Source organism: Streptomyces mutabilis, from assembly GCF_046628145.1.
Classification (GTDB): Bacteria; Actinomycetota; Actinomycetes; order Streptomycetales; family Streptomycetaceae; genus Streptomyces; species Streptomyces mutabilis.
This window is the reverse complement of sequence record NZ_CP176874.1, coordinates 4184450-4202172: the sequence shown is the minus strand read 5'-3', so window position 1 is coordinate 4202172 and position 17723 is coordinate 4184450. Positions and strand designations below refer to the sequence as shown.

General features: G+C 72.6%; 10 protein-coding genes and 1 pseudogene. All 11 read right to left on the bottom strand.

What is annotated here, in order from left to right; genetic code table 11:
- Positions 1–109 precede the first annotated feature (109 nt).
- A complete protein-coding gene (locus ACLIN4_RS18860; RefSeq protein WP_411576035.1) occupies positions 110–4987 on the bottom strand; it encodes a DNA repair ATPase in 4878 nt (1625 codons plus the stop codon).
- An 86-nt stretch (positions 4988–5073) separates the two neighbouring features.
- Entirely contained in the window at positions 5074–7113 is a 2040-nt protein-coding gene (locus tag ACLIN4_RS18855) for an SPFH domain-containing protein (RefSeq protein WP_107476567.1), read from the bottom strand.
- Positions 7114–7896: 783 nt separating this feature from the next.
- Positions 7897–8508, bottom strand: a complete 612-nt coding sequence (locus tag ACLIN4_RS18850) for a dihydrofolate reductase family protein (protein ID WP_107476568.1) — start codon at positions 8506–8508, stop codon at positions 7897–7899.
- Positions 8509–8692: 184 nt separating this feature from the next.
- Positions 8693–9652, bottom strand: coding sequence for a dTDP-glucose 4,6-dehydratase (gene rfbB / locus ACLIN4_RS18845; RefSeq protein ID WP_107476569.1), 960 nt, complete (start codon positions 9650–9652; stop codon positions 8693–8695).
- A 47-nt stretch (positions 9653–9699) separates the two neighbouring features.
- Positions 9700–10767, bottom strand: coding sequence for a glucose-1-phosphate thymidylyltransferase (locus ACLIN4_RS18840; protein WP_290013258.1), 1068 nt, complete (start codon positions 10765–10767; stop codon positions 9700–9702).
- The gene (locus ACLIN4_RS18835) at positions 10764–11840 is read right to left on the bottom strand and encodes a glycosyltransferase (protein ID WP_107476570.1); all 1077 of its coding nucleotides are present in this window, start codon (positions 11838–11840) and stop codon (positions 10764–10766) included. Before ACLIN4_RS18835 ends, ACLIN4_RS18840 begins: the two co-directional genes overlap by 4 nt.
- 250 nt (positions 11841–12090) lie before the next feature.
- On the bottom strand, positions 12091–12717 hold the full coding sequence (locus tag ACLIN4_RS18830; protein ID WP_107476571.1) for a helix-turn-helix transcriptional regulator: 627 nt from the start codon (positions 12715–12717) through the stop codon (positions 12091–12093).
- Between the two features lie 202 nt (positions 12718–12919).
- Positions 12920–13045: a hypothetical protein gene (locus ACLIN4_RS18825; protein WP_411576817.1), complete on the bottom strand. Its 126-nt coding sequence runs from the start codon at positions 13043–13045 to the stop codon at positions 12920–12922.
- Positions 13046–13554 (bottom strand): annotated as a pseudogene (locus tag ACLIN4_RS18820) (GOLPH3/VPS74 family protein); the annotation flags it as partial.
- Positions 13555–13637: 83 nt separating this feature from the next.
- Entirely contained in the window at positions 13638–14936 is a 1299-nt protein-coding gene (locus ACLIN4_RS18815) for a YcaO-like family protein (RefSeq protein ID WP_289908668.1), read from the bottom strand.
- An 84-nt stretch (positions 14937–15020) separates the two neighbouring features.
- Positions 15021–17723 carry a class III lanthionine synthetase LanKC gene (gene lanKC / locus ACLIN4_RS18810; RefSeq protein WP_411576034.1) on the bottom strand — a complete coding sequence of 901 codons (2703 nt, stop codon included), beginning with the start codon at positions 17721–17723 and terminating at the stop codon, positions 15021–15023.

The window sequence follows — 17723 nt, the reverse complement described above, 5'->3', positions numbered from 1 at the left end:
CCACAGGGCCGCCCCGCCGAGGAGCGGCAAGACTCACGTGCTGACGAGCAGCGCCGCCCGCCGGACGCTGCCGCGTTGCGGGAAGACGCCATGCGCTGGGTTGTCCTCCTCATACCTCTCCGGTCCCCCGCTCCGGACTGGCGGCGTGCCGGGCTGCCGGGTTGGCGATGAGGTGGCGCGGGTCGGTGGCGCGGTTGATGGCCGACTCGACGGCCGCGACCCGGTCGGCCAGCAGGCCGAGGGCGGCGACGGCTCGGGTGAGGGGGTCGTCCTCGGGGCCGCCGAGGGTCTGGGTGCGGACGTACGCCGCCTTCAGCTCGGACCAGCGCCCGGTCTGGGCGGCGGTGAGGGTGCCCCGCAGCTCGGCCAGTTTCAGCAGGTTGGCCTCGGCGCCGGTGGTGAGGGTCTGGGCCTCGGCCGTGTAGTGGTCGTCGATCAGGGCGGACAGCTCGGCGTCGTTCATGACCGGCTGGATGCGCTGGGCGATCTTGTTCATGTTGCGGTAGGAGCCCTGGAGTCGGAAAGGCGGCTCGGTCCGGGTGGTGTCCGACTGGGCGGCCGAGGCGATGTACGCGGCGTTGACCGCGAGGACGGTCTCCCGGGCGGTGAGCAGGTGGCGCAGGACGGCGGTGATCCGGTCCAGCTCGGCGGGCGCGTACGGGTGGGCGAGACGGTCGGCGCGCGCGGCCGGGTCGCCCCCGGCCAGCCTGAGCAGCAGTTCCAGGTCGGCGCGGTCGCGGCCGGCGAGCGGGGCGAGGGCCGGGTTGGCGGTCAGGGCGTTCTCGACGAAGCTCAGGGCGAAGGCGTCCTGCTTGCCGGTGAGGACGTCGCCGAGGTTCCACACGTCGGCGCGGTTGGCGAGCATGTCGGGGACCTGGAAGCGGCTGCCGGACTCGGTGTACGGGTTGCCCGCCATGCACACCGCGAAGCGCTTGCCGCGCAGGTCGTAGGTGCGCGGCTCGCCGTCGCGCACGCCCTCGATGCGGCGGGTGGCGTCGCACAGCGGGATGAACTTCTGCAGCAGCTCGGGCGAGGTGTGCTGGATGTCGTCGAGGTGGAGGAGGGTGTTGTTGCCCGTCTCCAGCGCGAAGTTGATCTTCTCGATCTCCTGCCGGGCGGTGGCGTTGGGGGCCTCGGCCGGGTCGAGCGATGTCACCGTGCGGCCCAGGGCCGGGCCGTTGACCTTCACGAGCAGGAGGCCGAGCCGGTCGGCGACGTACTCCACGAGGGTCGTCTTGCCGTAGCCCGGCGGGGAGATGAGCAGCAGCAGGCCGCCGGTGTCGGTGCGCTTGGTGTCACCCGTGGTGCCGAGTTGCTTGGCGAGGTTGTCGCCGATCAGGGGGAGGTAGACCTCGTCGATGAGCCTGCTGCGCACGAACGCGGACATCACGCGCGGCCGGTACTCGTCCAACCGCAGGCGGCTGCGCTCGGCGGCGATCAGTGTCGCGCGGTGGCGCTGGTAGGCGCGGTGGGCGGGGACCTCTCGGGTGCGGAACTCGCGGGCTCGGGCGGTGAGTTCGTCGACTCGGACGATCAGGGTCCGGTTGTGGACGCGCGGGTGGGTGCCGAGCAGGCCCTCGACGGTCTCGGTCAGCGGAGCGTCGGACTCGTAGCGGGGCAGGCCGGGGCACAGCTCCGCGGCCACGGCCTCGGCCAGGTCTCCGGGGGCGAGGTCGGTGCCGGTCGCCGTGGTGTACGAGGTCAGCCACGCCTCGACGAGTTGTCTGCGGGCGGCCGGGTCGGTGAGGCCGGTGAGGTCGTCGTCGTAGGCGCGGGCGTCCACCGTGCGGCGGAACTTGTCGAGCAGGGTCCGGGTGCCCGCGCCGAGCACGAAGCCGTCGGGGCCGGTCGTCAGCTCCTCGAAGAGGTAGGCGGCTGCCGCTCGTGTGCCGATCGCGTCGGCGAGTTCGGCTTCCAGGTCGGCGATAGCGGGCGCGAGTCCGAAGGTGTCGCGGGCCCGGGCCAGGGAGACGGCGCGTCGGGTCCAGGTGTCGCGCTCCTCGGCCGTCGTGCCGTGCGTCCAGAAGAGCTGGGCGGCGGCGCGGGCGGCCGGCTCGTGGCGCAGGAGGCCCGCTCCCTCGTGCAGGCGCAGCAGGGCGGTGAGGATCAGGGCCGCGTCGTGGTCGTGGACGCCGCGCTCGTAGCCCTCGTCGTAAGCCTCCTCCGCCGCGTGACGGACCAGGGCCGGCAGGTCCTCGGCGGCTGCGAGGGCGGCCGGTCCGTGCTCGTCGAGCAGTCGGGCGGCGAGGTGTTCGGCGCGGTAGATGCCGGGCGACTCCGAGGACAGCGGGCGGTCCCAGTACGGGCGGGTCGCGGCGAAGTCGGGGTCGGCGACCGGAGCGCGGTAGTCCGTGCCCGTCAGGGCGAAGGCCAGCTCCTCGCCCTGGGGGACGAGGGTGAGGTCGAGGGGCTGGGTGTTGACCGCGAAGCGGTGGCCGCCCAGGCGGACGGTGCGGCCGTCGTCGGCGTACAGGTCGGTGCGGTCGCGCAGGGCGCGCAGGGCCTGCTGGCGGGCGGACTTCAGACGGCCGTCCAGCTCCTCCGCCCTGACCCGGTCACCGAGTGAGCGCAGTTCGTCGGCCGTACGGCGGACCTTGGCCGGCATCGGGTCGGAGGTGAAGTACGTGGTGACGGCGTCCGCGTCGGCGAGCGCGGACGCCCGGCGGACGATCGTGGTCAGGACCCGGTCGGCCGACTCGGCCAGGCGCTCGGCCCTGCGGGCACGGGCGTCGGCGAGGGTCTGCTTGCGGGCGGAGAGCGCCTCGTGGATCTCGTCCCGCTTGTCCGCCAGCTCTGCGAGGAAGCCGTCGGACTCGGCGAACCGGGACTCCAGGTCCTCCACCCGCACCAGCAGGCGGGCCAGCTGTTCGTCGCACTCCTCGGGGGTGCCGGCCGCCGCGAGCGCACCGGTGACCGCCTGGCCGAGCAGCGCGAACTCGGCGGTGAACTCGGCCCGGCCCTCGCGGTCCCGCAGGGCACGGCGGCGGCCGTCCAGCGTGGCGCGGGCGCGGTTGACGCCACCGAGGACCTCGGCGATCCGCTCCAGGACGGACGTGCGGACGGTGGTGTCACCGATGTCCAGGCCGGAGACGACGTCGGTCACGGTGCGCAGGTTGTCGGCGTGCTCGTCGAGGCGGGCCGTGAGGGGCTCCGCCTCGGCGACGGTGGTGATCGCCTCGGCGTCGGCGACGAGCCGCTCGATGTCGGCCCGGTGGTCGGCGAAGGCGTCCTCGTGCGCCAGGTGGGACACGGCCCGCTGCCCGAAGGAGACGAGGTCGTGCTCGACGTCCGCGGCCAGCTCGTCGATGCGGTCGGTGTCGGCGTACCGCATGTCCTTGAGGGTGAGCAGGCGGCCCTGGGCCTGCCGTAGTTCGGTGAGCCCGGTCACCCACGCCTCGGCGCCGCGCGGTGCCTCGCCGCGCAGGCGCCGTACGAGGGCGGCGACGCGTGCCGTGGCCTCGGTGAGCGCGTCGGCCGCCTGGCGGGTGAGCGTCTGCACCGTCTCGAACTCGGTCAGCACCTGCTTCGCGGTGTCCCTCACCTGGGTGAGCGGCTCGTGCAGGGCGCCGAGGTCCGCCTCGGCCAGCCAGTGGTGGGAGTCCGCGACCCGTGCGCAGGCCGCCACGAGCGCCTCGTACACCTCGCCGGTCGGGGTGGTCTCGGTGACCGCGCGTGTGACGGACAGGCAGTCGGAGATGCCGCGTACGAGGTCGGCGTTGCCGACGCGGGCGAGCGGGCCGGTGCCGGCCGGCCGGGCGGCGGCGTGGGTGTCGGAGACGTACGGGGAGACCCACCGCTGCACGGGGTGCACGCGCTGCGGGTCGGTGCCGGCCGCCCGCAGAGTGAGGAGGGCACCGTCGTCGAACAGGGCCCGGCCGTGGCAGGACAGCGGGGTCGCGACCTCCTTGCGGATGACGTTGTAGGGCAGAAGGAGACTGCGGCCCGCCGCGCGGGCGTGGAAGGCGAAGAGGACGTCCTCGCCGTTCGGGGAGCGGACCGCCCGCTCGAACTCCATGCCGTCGGTGTCGACGCCGTCGAACGTCCGGTGGGTGCCGGTGGCCAGGCAGTAGCCGCCGGGGAAGACGATGCCCTGGTCCTCGGGCAGCCGGCGGCACGCCTGCCCGATGCCGTCGAGGCGGACGACGGTCCTGGTGAGGGTGTTGAACACCAGGTAGCGGTGGGTGTCCTCCTTGTACGGGAGGACGTCCACCAGGATCAGGGCGCCCACCCGCGCGTACGCGATGTGCGCGTCGGCGAGTGACTGCAGCGGCTCGGCGACCGGCTCGGCGTACACGCCCTCGTCCGTCTCGGTGTCGTCCTCGGTCTTGACGGTGAGCGTCCCGCCCAGCGTCTCGACGAACACCTCGCCCTCGATGGAGACGTGCGGGTGGCGGCCCAGGACGTGGTCCTCGCGGGTCGTCACCGTCCACGCGAAGTCGTGCGCGGGCGGGAGGACGTGGTCGCGGTCACCGCGCGCGTCGAGGAAGGACGCCCGGCCGTCGTCGGACAGCGCCCAGCGCAGGACCCGGATGTCGTCCGCCTTCTCGCCCGTTCGGAAGACGGCGAGCACCTTGTCCTCCACCCGCCGCAGCTGGAGGAGCCTGGCCTGGTGGAAGTACCGGTGGAGGGCGGCGAACTCCCGGACGAACGCGGGATCGTCGAGCAGGCCGGGCACGGCGTCGTCGGGCAGCCTGTTCAGGGCGCGGTCGTGCAGCGCGAACACGTCGCGCACGGTGGTTTCGGCCCCGCGGCCGGGGACGGTGTTGTACCCGAAGAGCAGGACGTCGCCGACGGCCACGAGGTCGCGCGGCACGCACGCCGACTCCGTGCGCAGTTGTTCGGTGCCGGCCAGCTCCAGGCGCAGGGAGCCGAACTCCTCGACGCGGCGGGCGTTCAGCGCCTCGGCGCGACGGGCCAGCTCGGCCGCCTGCGCGGTGAGGCGGTCGCGCAGCACCTCGTACGTTCCCGTGTCCAGGGCGGTGGTCATGAGGTCCCTCTCAGGAAGTCGAGACGTCGAAATGAGCGGTCGTGGAGCCGCCGCCCCCCGCGCGGCAGCTCCACGTCCGCGGTCCGTCAGCCCTTGGCGCTGCCGTTCAGGGCCGTCAGCCGGGTGTCGGCGAGTCCCAGCTCGCCGGCCTTGCTCAGCAGCTGCTCCAGAGCCCCGGAGTCGACGCCGCCCGTCTTCATGAGCTTCATCAGCAGCGTGGACACGGTCAGGTTCTGCACGTCGGCCGTCGAGACCGAGCCGAGGACGCGGCTGAGGTCGTCGGTGAAGCTCGACGTTCCGTCCAGCCAGGGCTTCGCCAGTGCCTGGGCGGTCTCGGAGTGCTGGACGAAGCCGTCGACGCTCTTGCCGAGCGCGATGGAGGACATCAGGCGGTCGAAGAAGACCGACTCGCCACCGACGATGTTGATGTCGGCGTTCTCCAGCCCGGTCGCCAGCACCGTCGCCTGCGCCTCGGCCACCTGCCGCTGCACGTCCAGCCCGGCGAGCCGGATGTCCTTCTCGGTCTCCAGCCGCAGCCGGTACTCCTCGTGGCCGCGGGACGCCTCGTCCAGCGCGGCCATCGCCGCGGCCTTCTCGGTGAGACCGGCCGCCTCCGCCTTCAGCTTCTCGCCGACGGCCGCGGCCTCCGCGAGTGCCTTGGCCTTGGCGCCCTCGGCCTCCGCCCGCAGCCGGGCCTCGGTGGCCTCGGCCTCAGCACGGCCGGCCTTCTCGATGACCTCGGCCTCCTTGTCGCGGACCTGGACGGCGGCCAGACCTTCGGCCGCGCTCTCCGCCTGGATACCCTCGGCGAGCCGCAGCTTGGCCCGCGCGTCCAGGTCGGCGCTCTTCAACCGGGCCTCCGCGAGCGTGAGTTCCTCGGCGGCGCGGTGGGTGGCGGCCTGTTCGGCGGCCTCGGCGGCCTTGATGTCCTTGACCAGCTTCTCCTGCGCCTCGGCTTCGGCGGCGATGATCACGGCCTGCCGCTGCCGCTCCGCCTCCTCCACGGCACGCAGCTTCTTGATGGCCTCCTCCTGCTCGGCGACCGTACGGTCCACGGCGACCCGCTCGCGGATGACGTCGGCGATCTCCCGCTTCTCCGCCTCGACCTCCTTCTCGGCGGCGATCCGCGTCAGCTGCGTCTCCCGTTCCCGGGCGATGACCTCCAGCAGGCGGTCCTTCTCGATGCGCTCGTTCTCGATGGCGATGACCCGCTCGCGGTTCTTCTGCGCGACCGCGACCTCCCGGCCCTGGTTCTCGCGCTGGATGCCGAGCTGCTCCTCGGTCTTGAGGAAGGCGGACTGTGCCCGCAGCCGCTCCTCCTCCACGACCCTCGCGGTCTCGGCCTCTTCCCTCGCGCGGACGGTCTCGATCTCCCGCCGCTGCTTGGTCTCGGCGTCGACCTGCCGGCGCTCCAGCTCCAGGATCGCCTCCCGGGCGTCGACGTTCTGGCGGGTGATCTCCTTCTCCTCGGTGCGCTGCGCCTCGTTGGTGCGGACGTGCTCCACGGCCGTCAGTTCGGTGATCTTCCGGATGCCCTGCGCGTCGAGGACGTTGGCGGGGTCGAGCTGGGTCAGCGGCGTCTGCTCCAGGTAGTCGATCGCCGCGTCCTCCAGGTGGTAGCCGCTGAGGTCTACGCCGATGACCTCGATGATCCGGTACCGCAGTTCCTCGCGCTTGGTGTAGAGGTCGGTGAAGTCCATCTGCTTGCCGACGGTCTTCAGCGCCTCGGAGAACTTCGCGTGGAACAGCTCCTGGAGGGTGTCCCGGTCGCTGGCGCGTGCGGTGCCGACCGCCTGGGCGACCTTGACCACGTCCTCGACCGTCTTGTTCACCTTGACGAAGAACGAGATCCGGATGTCCGCGCGGATGTTGTCCCGGCAGATCAGCCCTTCCTTCCCGGCCCGGGTGATCTCGATGGTCTTCACCGAGATGTCCATCACCTCGGCCTTGTGCAGCACCGGCAGCACGACCTGCCCGGTGAAGGTCACGTCGACCTTGCGCATCTTGGAGACGATCAGTGCCTTGCCCTGCTCCACCTTGCGGAACAGTCGGGCGACGAGGAACAGCACGGCGGCGGCGAGCAGGAGGCAAACGAGCACGCCTATGCCCAGGGTGCGGTAATCCATAGGAAGTCCTTGAGGTCTGCGAAGAGGCGGGCGGCCCGCTCGACCTGAGGGCGGGAACGTCCGATGTGACGCGCGACGGCTACGGCTCAGCCGTGGATGTGGCGACTGCCGGGGTCGTACGGGGAACCGCTCGCCGTGCCCGGTCGTCGTCGCCCGCGATGTGCGTGGCCCGGCCCGGCGGGAAGGGCACGCGACCGTGCCTCGCCCCGGCCCGGCAGAAGCGCCGACGGTACGCGGAGCCCGGTCACCAAGGGCGTGGCGCCGACGAGGGTGAAGAGCTGTACGGCGGCGACGCCAACCCGTGCCATGCCCTCACCCCCGAACCGGACGGCTGGGCCCTTACGCCGACGCCCGTTGCCGGGCCCTGGCATCGAGGCCACCCCCTGTTTCTGCCGCACCCATCTTGGCCCGGGGATGCTTCACGCCGCCTTGCCGTAATCCGGCAATCTTTACGGCTTGTTGATGCCGGACGTCGACGCGAGCGCAGCGCCCCGTTCCTGCTGGCAGTACCGCTCGTCCCGCCCGCGTGATGACCGTCGGCACCGCCGACACCGGAGCGGCCCATCCGCGCACGACCTCACGCACGCGCGGTCTGACACTCTTGTCCGGCGTGCGTCAGGAGAACGTTCGCGACGCGTCAGACCACAGAAGGACGGGGGCAGGGCGGGAGATACCCGACGAGTAATTGTGGGTTCGAATCCCGCCACCCGGACAGAGAAGTACCAAGTCAGGGACCTGATCCGCAGTGCGGGCCAGGCCCTGAGTGGTTTCGGTGGCGGGGGGCTACGCGTCGGCTCCGTAGGTTCCGTACTCCGGGAGCCCCGTCGGTTCGAAGGTGTGCACCGAGAGGCCGCGCGGTGTCGTCCGGTGGCTGGTGAGTCGCAGGCCGGTCGGTGCTCCGCCCTCCGGGAACAGGCGCCGTCCCTGCCCCACCACGACCGGGGCGATCACGAGCCGCAAGGTGTCGATCAGTCCGGCGGCCAGCAGGGTCTGGGTCAGGCGGGCGCTGCCGTGGACCTGCAGTTCCCGGCCGGGCCGCCGCTTCAGCTCGGCGACCTGGGCGGGGATGTCGCCGGACAGGATCGTGGTCGGGTTCCACCCGGCCTCGGTCAGGCTGTGGGAGGCCACGTACTTCGGCAGGCCGTTGAGGAGGGGGGCGTTGGGGTGGTCGGTCATCGTCGGCCAGTCCCGCGCGAAGTTCTGGTAGGTACGGCGGCCGAACAGGAACGCGTCCGCCCCACCGAGCCAGGTGCCGGCCAGCCGGTCGAACTCCTCGTCCAGGTACGGCACGAACCAGCCGCCCCGCCCGAACCCGTCGCTGGTGTCCTCGTCCGGGGACCCCGGCCCCTGGGAGACACCGTCGAGCGTCAGGAACTGCTGCACCACGAGCTTCATCACGCACCGCTCTCCCTTCGGCCCTCGATGGCCGGTCCCATCTTCGCGGAGGAGGCGTGATCGTCGCCGCGCACCGGACGGCGTGGCGTGCGGAAGTGTTCCGTGCGGCCGGGGCCTTCGCCGGTCTCACTCAGGGCGGGGAGTTCCGCGCGTTCGGAGCGTGCGGGGGGGGCGGTGCGGCCGGTCAGTCCAGGGCCGCCTTCCACCAGGCGATGTTCTCCCGGTACCACGCCACCGTGGCGGCCAGGCCCTCGTCGAAGGAGCGCCGGGGCTCGTAGCCCAGTTCGTCGTGGATCTTGGTCCAGTCGACGGAGTAGCGGGCGTCGTGGCCCTTGCGGTCCTCGACGTGGACGACGCTGTCCCAGTCCCGGCCGCAGGCGTCCAGCAGTCGCTCGGTGAGCTGTTTGTTGGTGAGTTCGGTGCCGCCGCCGATGTTGTAGACCTCGCCCGGGCGGCCGCCCTCCAGGACCAGCCGGAGCGCACGGCAGTGGTCCTCGACGTGCAGCCAGTCCCGGACCTGTCCGCCGTCTCCGTACAGCGGTACCCGGCGTCCGTCGAGGAGGCTGGTGATGAAGAGCGGGATGATCTTCTCGGGGTACTGGTAGGGCCCGTAGTTGTTCGAGCAGCGGGTGATGCGGACGTCCAGGCCGTGCGTGCGGTGGTAGGCCAGGGCGAGGAGGTCGGATCCCGACTTGGCGGCGGAGTAGGGGGAGTTGGGGGCGAGGGGCTGGTCCTCGGTCCAGGAGCCGACGGCGATCGAGCCGTAGACCTCGTCCGTGGAGACGTGGACGAAGGTGCCGAGGCCCGTGCGGACGGCGGCTTCCAGCAGGACCTGGGTGCCCAGCATGTTGGTCGAGGCGAAGTCGCCGCCGTCGGCGATCGAGCGGTCGACGTGGGATTCGGCGGCCAGGTGGACCACCGCGTCGTGCTCGGCCATCAGGCCGGCCACGCGTTCGGCGTCGAGGATGTCCCCGCGGACGAAGCGCAGCCGGGAGTCGTCGGCCACGGGCGCGAGGTTGGCGGGGTTGCCCGCGTAGGTCAGCGCGTCCAGGACGGTGACCGCCTCGGTCGTGGGGTCGGACAGCAGCGATCGTACGAAGTGGGAGCCGATGAAGCCGGCCCCTCCGGTGACAAGGGTTCTCATGGCGGGTGTCGCGGTCTCTCGTGTCGTGGGTGTCCCGGGAAGCGGGCTCAGGAGGCGATCCGGATCCGGCTGTGATCGCCGAGGACGAGGCGGTGTGCTCGTGGTGCCCGGACCGCGCCGGAGACGTGGACGGAACGGCCGATGAGCGAACCCTCGACACGGCCCGCGTCCTCGATCCGCGATCCCTGCAGGACGATGGAGAACTCCACCTCGCTGCCGCTGATCCGGCAGCCGTCGGCGATGGAGGTGAAGGCCCCGATGTGGGAGTCGGTGACGACGGTGTCGGCGCCGATGACGGTGGGACCGACGATCCGGGACCGAATGATCCGGGCCCCGGGGGCGATCCTGACCCGCCCCACGAGCTCGCTGGCCCCGTCCACCCATCCCTGGACGGCCGGCTCCACGGTCTCCAGGACGGTGCGGTTGACCTCCAGCATGTCGTCGGCGTTACCGGTGTCCTTCCAGTAGCCGGTGATGGTGGTGGCGCGGACGTCGCGGCCGGAGTCGACCAGCCACTGCACGGCGTCGGTGATCTCGAGCTCGCCGCGCGCCGAGGGCACGCAGGCGGCGACGGCCTCGTGCACCGCGGGGGTGAAGAGGTAGACGCCGACCAGCGCCAGGTCGCTGCGGGGCGCGGGGGGCTTCTCCTCCAGCCGCACCACGGCGCCGTCCGGTCCCAGCTCGGCGACCCCGAACATCGACGGGTCCGCGACCTTGGTGAGCAGGATGCCGGCGTCGGGCCGCTCCCGGCGGAACTCCTCCACCACGTCGGTGATCCCGCCGACGACGAAGTTGTCGCCGAGGTACATGACGAAGTCGTCGTCGCGGAGCCAGTCGCGGGCGATGAGCACGGCGTGCGCCAGCCCGAGGGGGGCTTCCTGCGGCAGGTAGGTGATCCGGGCCCCGAAGGCCGAGCCGTCACCGAGGGCGGCCCGTATCTCGTCGGCCGTGCCGCCGACGACGACGCCTATCTCGGTGATGCCGGCGGCGACGATCGACTCGATGCCGTAGAAGAGCACCGGTTTGTTGGCGACGGGGACGAGCTGCTTGGCGGCGGTGTGGGTGATGGGTCGCAGCCGTGTGCCGGTACCGCCGGCGAGAACGAGTGCCTTCATCGTCTTCCCGCCCCCGTGAGGTTCCCGGCGGTCCGGGCGCACTCCGCCGCGGCCGCGTCGAGGAGGGCGAACAGCCTCGGTTGGCTCCGCCGCACCAGGGACGTGACGCGCTCGGCGTGTTCGGCGGTGGAGCAGCGCAGTGGCTGGGCCACGGCGTAGCGCTCGCCCCACCTGATGACCAGGAGGTCCGGCCAGAGGTCCGGCGCGGAGCGCCTGGCCCGCGCGATCTCCGCCGCCGGGTCGCCCCGCCAGCCCAGGGGCCTGGTGAAGCGTTCGTCCGCCACCAGCCGGGCGAGCCACTCCTCGGTGTCGGCGAGCTGCGCGGTCCGGTACGCGGCGGCGTCCCGCCCGGAGTGCAGGAGCTCCAGCATCGACCGTGCCGCGCGGGGGTCGTCGAAGACGGCCAGGGGCAGCCGGTGCCTGGCCGGTATCCGGTGCCGGCGCGTGCCGCTGTCGTCGAGCAGGACGGTCGTGCGGTCGGCCACCGTGGTGAAGCGTGCGCCCGCGTCGGTCATCCGCAGCCACAGGTCCCAGTCCTCCAGGCCCGCACCGGTGCGCCAGCCCCCGACTCGTTCCGCGAGGCCGCGCCGGTGTGCCACGCGCGACGGCTCGAAGACCACCCCGAGGACCTGGAACTCCGGGTGCCAGCACATCTCGTACGGCTGTGAGGCCGCCCGGAGCGTTCCTCGGGGGTCGCGCAGTTCGAAGCCCGTGGCGACGAGTTCGGCACCGCCCTCCAGCAGGGAGAGCACCACCTCCAGGTGGTCCGCGCGCCACTGGTCGTCGTGGTCGAGGTAGGCGACGAACTCGCCCCGTGCCTCGGCCAGTGCGGTGTTCCTGGGGCCGCTGGGGTGACCGTGGCGTTCGGTGCGCAGCAGTCTGATCCGTGGATCGGTGCGGGCGCCGTGGCGGACCCAGTCGTCGGTGTCGTCGGTGCTGCCGTCGGACACCACGAGCATCTCCCAGTCGGTGATCGTCTGGGCGGTCACCGAGGCGAGGGTGTCCAGGATCGCCCGGGACCGGTTGTACGTCGGACAGATCACCGACACGCGGGGCTCGGGGGCATGCTCCATCTGTGCAACTTTCCGCGTCGTGGGCCGGGAGTTCTTTGCCATTGCACCGGCGCCCGCGACCGTCGATTTCCTGTAGCGAACGTCGCCGAACGGAAAACGGGTGAATGGTCTCCGCGCCGGGCGGCGCGGAGACGCCGTCCGCACGCGCGGAGCGGGCGCGCTGCGGCGCCTGTCGCAAAGTTAGCGGTCGGCGGTGCGCGGGCGCGCCCGCCGGAGGTCGAGTCGTCCCCCGCCCCGGGGCGGGGGCGGCTCAGGCCGCGAAGTGGACCGGCAGCGCCTGGGAGTGCCACAGGGCCGCGACCTGGGCGCGGTCCCGGCAGCCCAGTTTGCGCAGGACGTTCGACACGTGGAACTTGACCGTGCTGCGTTCGATGGTCAGCCGCTCGGCGATCTCGGAGTTGGACAGGCCCTCGGCGACGAGTACGGCCACCGTCCGTTCCCGGCCGGTGAGTTGGGTGATCTCGGCCGTGGGCAGTTCCGGCGGCAGGGTGTGGCCGGCCCGGCCGGACAGCAGTGTGGGGACGAGTTCGGGCGAGATCCAGCCACGCCCGCTCAACACCTCGCGCACGGCCCTGACATAACCGTGGTCGGGGTCGTCGCGATCGACGATTCCGGCCACCCGGGCGCACCGGGGCAACCGGAAGAACGCGTCGCTGCGCCCGTTGACCAGCACGATGACCCGCTTGCCCCACTCGGCGACCGACGGGTCGGCGTCCACCGTGCCGCTCTCGACGATGGCGACGTCGGCCGGGGTCACGGGCCTTCCCGAGGCGTACCTGTCGTCCTTCCCCGAGACGAGCCACCCGAGGCCGGCCAGCGCCTCGGTCATTCGGCGCCGTGCCGACGGAGTGCTGATGCCGACAAGGATTCGTTCCATACTTCCCCCGAACTATGGTCGCAGCGCGGGGGAAGACCGGAACTGGTCAAAACCGGTCATGCCCCCGTACAACCTTGATCACTACGGGGGAAGTTAACACAAGCTCATTACCCCTTCAACGGAAAGTGTTGACGGAGCAAACGACTTGAGGAAGAACTGAGGTCGGCGGTTCCGCTTCCGCCCGATTCACCCGACCAGGCCCTCAGGTGGCGGCGTTGATCACGGTGACGGTCGTGGACGCCGAGTAGGCCGACAGCGCCACGTGCACCGAGTCGATCAGCTGCTTCATGGCCGGCTCGGCCCAGTGCCCCTCGGTCAGTTCGGCCATCCGCTCGTCGACGGCGGTCCGGTCGGCGTCGGCGAACACGAGGTCCCGCAGCCCGCCGGTGTGCAGCAGCACCACCAGCGCGGCCGTGCGCGCGTCGGGCTCCTCGCCCTCCAGGACCGCCGCCGTGAGCTTCCGGCGCACCTGGGCCTCGGCCGATCCGTCGGCCTCCGGGTAGCGGCTCGTGGGAAGATGCCCCAGCGCCGGGTCCGCTCCTCGCGGATGACGCCCTTGTCGAGCAGTCCCTGCCGCGCGCCGGCGACGGCTTCCTCGCGCAGTTCGAAGATCCACGCCTGGACGTCCTTGGGCTCGTCCGCCGCGGCGATCCGCGCGAGCGCCTCGTCCAGGGCCGGTACGCCCGGCGGGGTGGGGTCGGTGACGACGAGGCGGTCGCCCTCCATGCGGACGCGGTCCGCGAGCGCCAGTTCCAGTACGGACGCGCTGGAGATCATGTATTCGGACTGCGACTGCAGTTGGGGGGCGCCGGTGGTGTCGTCGAGGGACAGGAGCATGATCTGCTCGCCGAGTGTGGTCTCCATGAGGGGGTCCTCTCCTTCTGCTGATCCGCGAAACTCGATCTGTGAAACGTTCCTGCTCAGGGCAGGGGGTGGGGACGGCTCCGGGGCGCCGGTCCCGGTGCGGCGGCCAGGCCCGTCCTGGCCTCGGCTGTTTCCAGCCGACGCGAGTTCCAGCTGAAGCCGTGTGACTCCGCCATCCGCAACTGCTGGTAGCCGACCGGTACGACCTTGACCGCCGCCCAGCCCATCTCACGCAGGGCGGCCGGAAGCCGGCCGGTCAGGTCGACGGCGAGCGGGTCGGCGCCGTCGGCGAGCAGTCCCTCCAGGACGGCGGAGGTCGTCACCGGCCGCGCCGTGCGGGGGGCCCGGGCCTCGCCGAAACCGGCGACCCACTCGCCGACGAGGTCGAAGCACTGCCGGGACGCCACGTACCGCAGCCGGTCGTCGTCGTCCCTGATCTCGGCCGGGGCTTCGCCGTAGCCGTGGCTCTCGCGCTGGTTCACCACCGCCGAGCGTATCTGGAGCGCCTCCTGGAGCGCCCCGAGCATGCTCCAGCCCACCTGGTCCGTGGCGTTGCAGCCGACGGTCGCCAGCGGCTGCGGACCCGTCTCGTCGATGACCACCCCCACGGTGCAGACCACGCCGGGCACCCCGGTCGGCAGATCCGCGAGGACCGGCACGAGCCCGGCCTCCCGGGCGGACCCCCACAGCTTCAGCAGGCTGCGCCAGTGCACGTTCTCCTTGCCCTTGCGCACCCGGTCCGCCTCGATGGCGCCGACGTCGACGCGCGCCGGACGCAGCCGGCGTTCCCAGGCGACGAGAAGCGCGTCCCGTTCGACCGTCTCCAGCAGGGCCGAGCGCAACGCCATGTCGTACCCCTGCCCGGACGCCGCCCCCGAGGGGCCCGGGTCGAAACCCTCGGCCTCCTCGGCGGGCGCCGGGTAGTCGACCAGGCCCGCGGGCACCAGGATCTCGGCGCCGTCCCGGAGCCGCCGTGCCGGGTACCACGTCAGGGGCCGCTCCGTGACCCGCGCGTCGCCGAGCGCGACACCGGGGCCGGCGAAGGACAGCGCGCGGGCGCCGAGGGTGCTCGGGGCCGCCCGGACGGCGCCGGGGAGCGACCCCGGCCGCGGGAAGAGCGCGTACCGCTCGACCGCCTCGCCCGCGCCGCGCACCAGGGCGTCCATGCGCGAGTACCCGTACGCGCCGACGACCCTCGGCGACAGCGCCTGCGCGGTGTTCTCGGCGCGGTCGGTGCCGCAGGAGAGCCGGACCAGGGCCTTCCACAGGGGGTCGGCGGGCGGTGCGGGGGGCAGCATGCCGGACTTCTCCGCCAGTCCGTTGCCGGGGTCGAGAGTGGCCAAGAAGTCGATCATCAGAGGTTCCTGCCGGGAGGCGACGGGGTGGACGCGCGGTGGGGAGGAGGGCGCTCCCGGCCGGGAGCGCCCTTCGGGGGACGGTCAGAGGAACGGCAGTCGGCAGCGGCGGTCGCTCCACGCGGACCCGAGGGCGAGCAGCACACCGGCGGTGCCGGTCGCCAGGTCGCAGGAGATCCGCAGGGACTCCTGGCCGAGGAAGGCGGGTCGGCCCTGGTGGCGGACGACGTTGAGGCCGAGGGCCGCCGCGTGCCGGCTCTGCACGGGGTCCGGGCCGGGGCCGTGCTCCGGCCCTGCCCCGGCCCGGCCGTGCTCCGGCCCTGCCGGGAGGCCCGCGCCGCTCCACGTCCTCTCCCGGACCGGCGCGTTCGTCATGTGCGCCCGCGCCATGATGACGCCCGCCCTGCCGTTCAGCAGACCCGCCTGCGCGACGAAGGGCAGTTCCGTCGCGGCGAGGACGGCGTCGCGCGCCTGGGCCAGTTCGGGGTCCGGGAGGTGCGCGAGGAGGTCGTGCAGCACCATGCCGGTGCCGCCGCTGCCGGAGGCGACCAGCGGCAGCCGTCCCGTGGTGCCGTCCGCGAACGGCGCCCACGGTGTCCAGCCGAAGTCGGCGAGGTCCCGCCGCAGTGCCGCCGCGGTGTGGTCCAACAGGGCGCTGTCCCCGGTGCGTTCGTACAGGCGGAGCAGGAACAGGGCACCTCCCGACGCTCCTCGCAGCAGCCCCGCTCCCCTGCCCTTCCCGGGGCCTTCGGGGGCCGGCGGGGCGTTGTCGAGGACACGCACGACGCGCTCGGCGATCCGGCCCGCGTACTCCAGCAGTCCGCGGTCCCCGGTGGTCCCGGCGAAGTGCAGCAGGGTCAGCCCGACGCCGGGGAGGCCGCCGTGGAGGCTGTGGTCGAGGTCGTCCAGGGGGGCGTCGAGGACGCGGTCGAGGAGTTCGCGGGCGGTGTCCTTCCGGCCGAGCCGGTCCAGGGCGTACGCGATGCCGCCCAGTCCGTCGTAGAGGCCGGGCCGCGGGTCCTCGAGGGCGTGCGCCTTCTCGGCGAGCCAGTCGAGGTGTTCCCCGGGCACCGGGGCTCCCGCCTCGGCGAGGGCCCACAGCACTCCGGCGGCGCCGTGGGCGAGGTCCAGTCCGCCCTCCGGTGTGAAGAACTGTTCGGCGTCGCCCGGGAAGAGCCGGTCGTCGCGGTCCGGCTGGGCGGTCGCGAGCAGGCCGTCGGCCAGGGAGCGCAGCAGCGCGGGCCGGCCGGCCGGGGCGGGGAGGGCCCACACCGGCGCCGCGCGCCGCTCGCCGCGTCCGCCGCTGCCCTCGGCGTCATCGGCGCCGTCGGCCTCCTCGGCGCCCCCGGCACCCTCCGGGCGGGGCGCCGGGAAGGCCGTCGGCCCCAGGTCGCGGTGGACCCGCTCCGCGTAGTCCCCGGGCACCGGGTAGTACCCGGTGATGACGTCGATCAGCTCGTCCGCCTTCTCCGGCGCCCAGGGCAGCACGGCCACCTGCGGGGCGAAGAGCGCGAGGCGCAGGCAGCCCAGCGCGTAGCGGTCGATGGCGAATCCGGTGTGCCCGGCCGGGGCGATGAACCCCACCGCGCCCATGGTCTGCGCGGTCGTGGCGTCCGGCGTGCCGGCCGTCTCGAAGTCGATGAAGACGACCCGGCCGTCGGGCCGGACCAGGATGTTGCCCGGGTGCAGGTCGGCGAAGACGACACCGCGCTCGTGCATGGCGTCGACGCCCCGCTCGATCTGGTCGAGCACGTCCAGGGCCCAGGCGGTGTACTCGGCGACGGTCTCCCGGGAACCGACCGCCTTCAGCAAGGGGTTGCGCCGGACGAGCTCCTTGGACAGCGCCGTCCCCTCCACGTACTCCCGGACCAGGAAGTAGTGTTCGTGCCCCTTGCGGTAGTCGATCAGCCGGGGGACGCAGGGCAGGCCGGTGAGCCGGCGCAGCGCCCAGTGCTCCTGTTCGTGGCGGGCGACGGCGTCGCGCCCGTCCGCGTCGAGGCCGGCGTGCGGGCGGGCCTCGCGCAGCAGGACCTCGGTGCCGTCCCGGGTGTCCGTGCCCCGGTACACCCCGCCGCCGTTGGAGAAGTGCACCGCCTTGGTGACCCGGTACGGGAAGTCCCGGAGCGTACCCGCGTTGCGGGCGGCGATCGCCTCGGCCAGGCAGGCCGGCGGGGACACCCACTCGGGCGGCCGGAACCCGGGGCCCCGCCGGTCGGGGACCAGACGGCCGTCGGGGTCCTCGATGCAGTGGATCAGCTCGCCCGTCTCGGACCGCACGGCCTGGAGGACGAAGCCGCCGTAGCGGACGTAGAGCGGGCCGGAGCGCCAGCGCAGGTCACTGAGGATGTACGGCCCGCTCTCGCCGTCCAGCAGGTCGCCCAGCTCGTGCAGGATCCGCTCGAAGTGCCCGTCGTCGAGCGGATAGACGGTGACGAACTTGCCGCTGCCGCTGCGGTCGCCGTACTTGCTGTTGCGCCTCTTGAGCAGGTCCCGGCTGCGGATGAACTTGAACATCACGCCCTCGGCGACGCAGTACTTCGCCACCACGTCGAGGATGTGGCCGGCGTTGTCCAGGGTCGCCGAGACGTGGATCTTCCAGCCCTGCCGCGGCAGCGTCACGCCGGGCGGGGACAGCACCACCCATTCGCTGCCCGGCGCGCGGCCCCAGCCCTCGGGCAGCTCGTCGTGGACGAGGGGGAAGTCGTCCTCGGCCGCGGCGGACCGGGCCGGCAGGTCGAAGAACGGCGTACCGGGCGGGCAGAAGTGCAGGTGCCGGATGATGTCCAT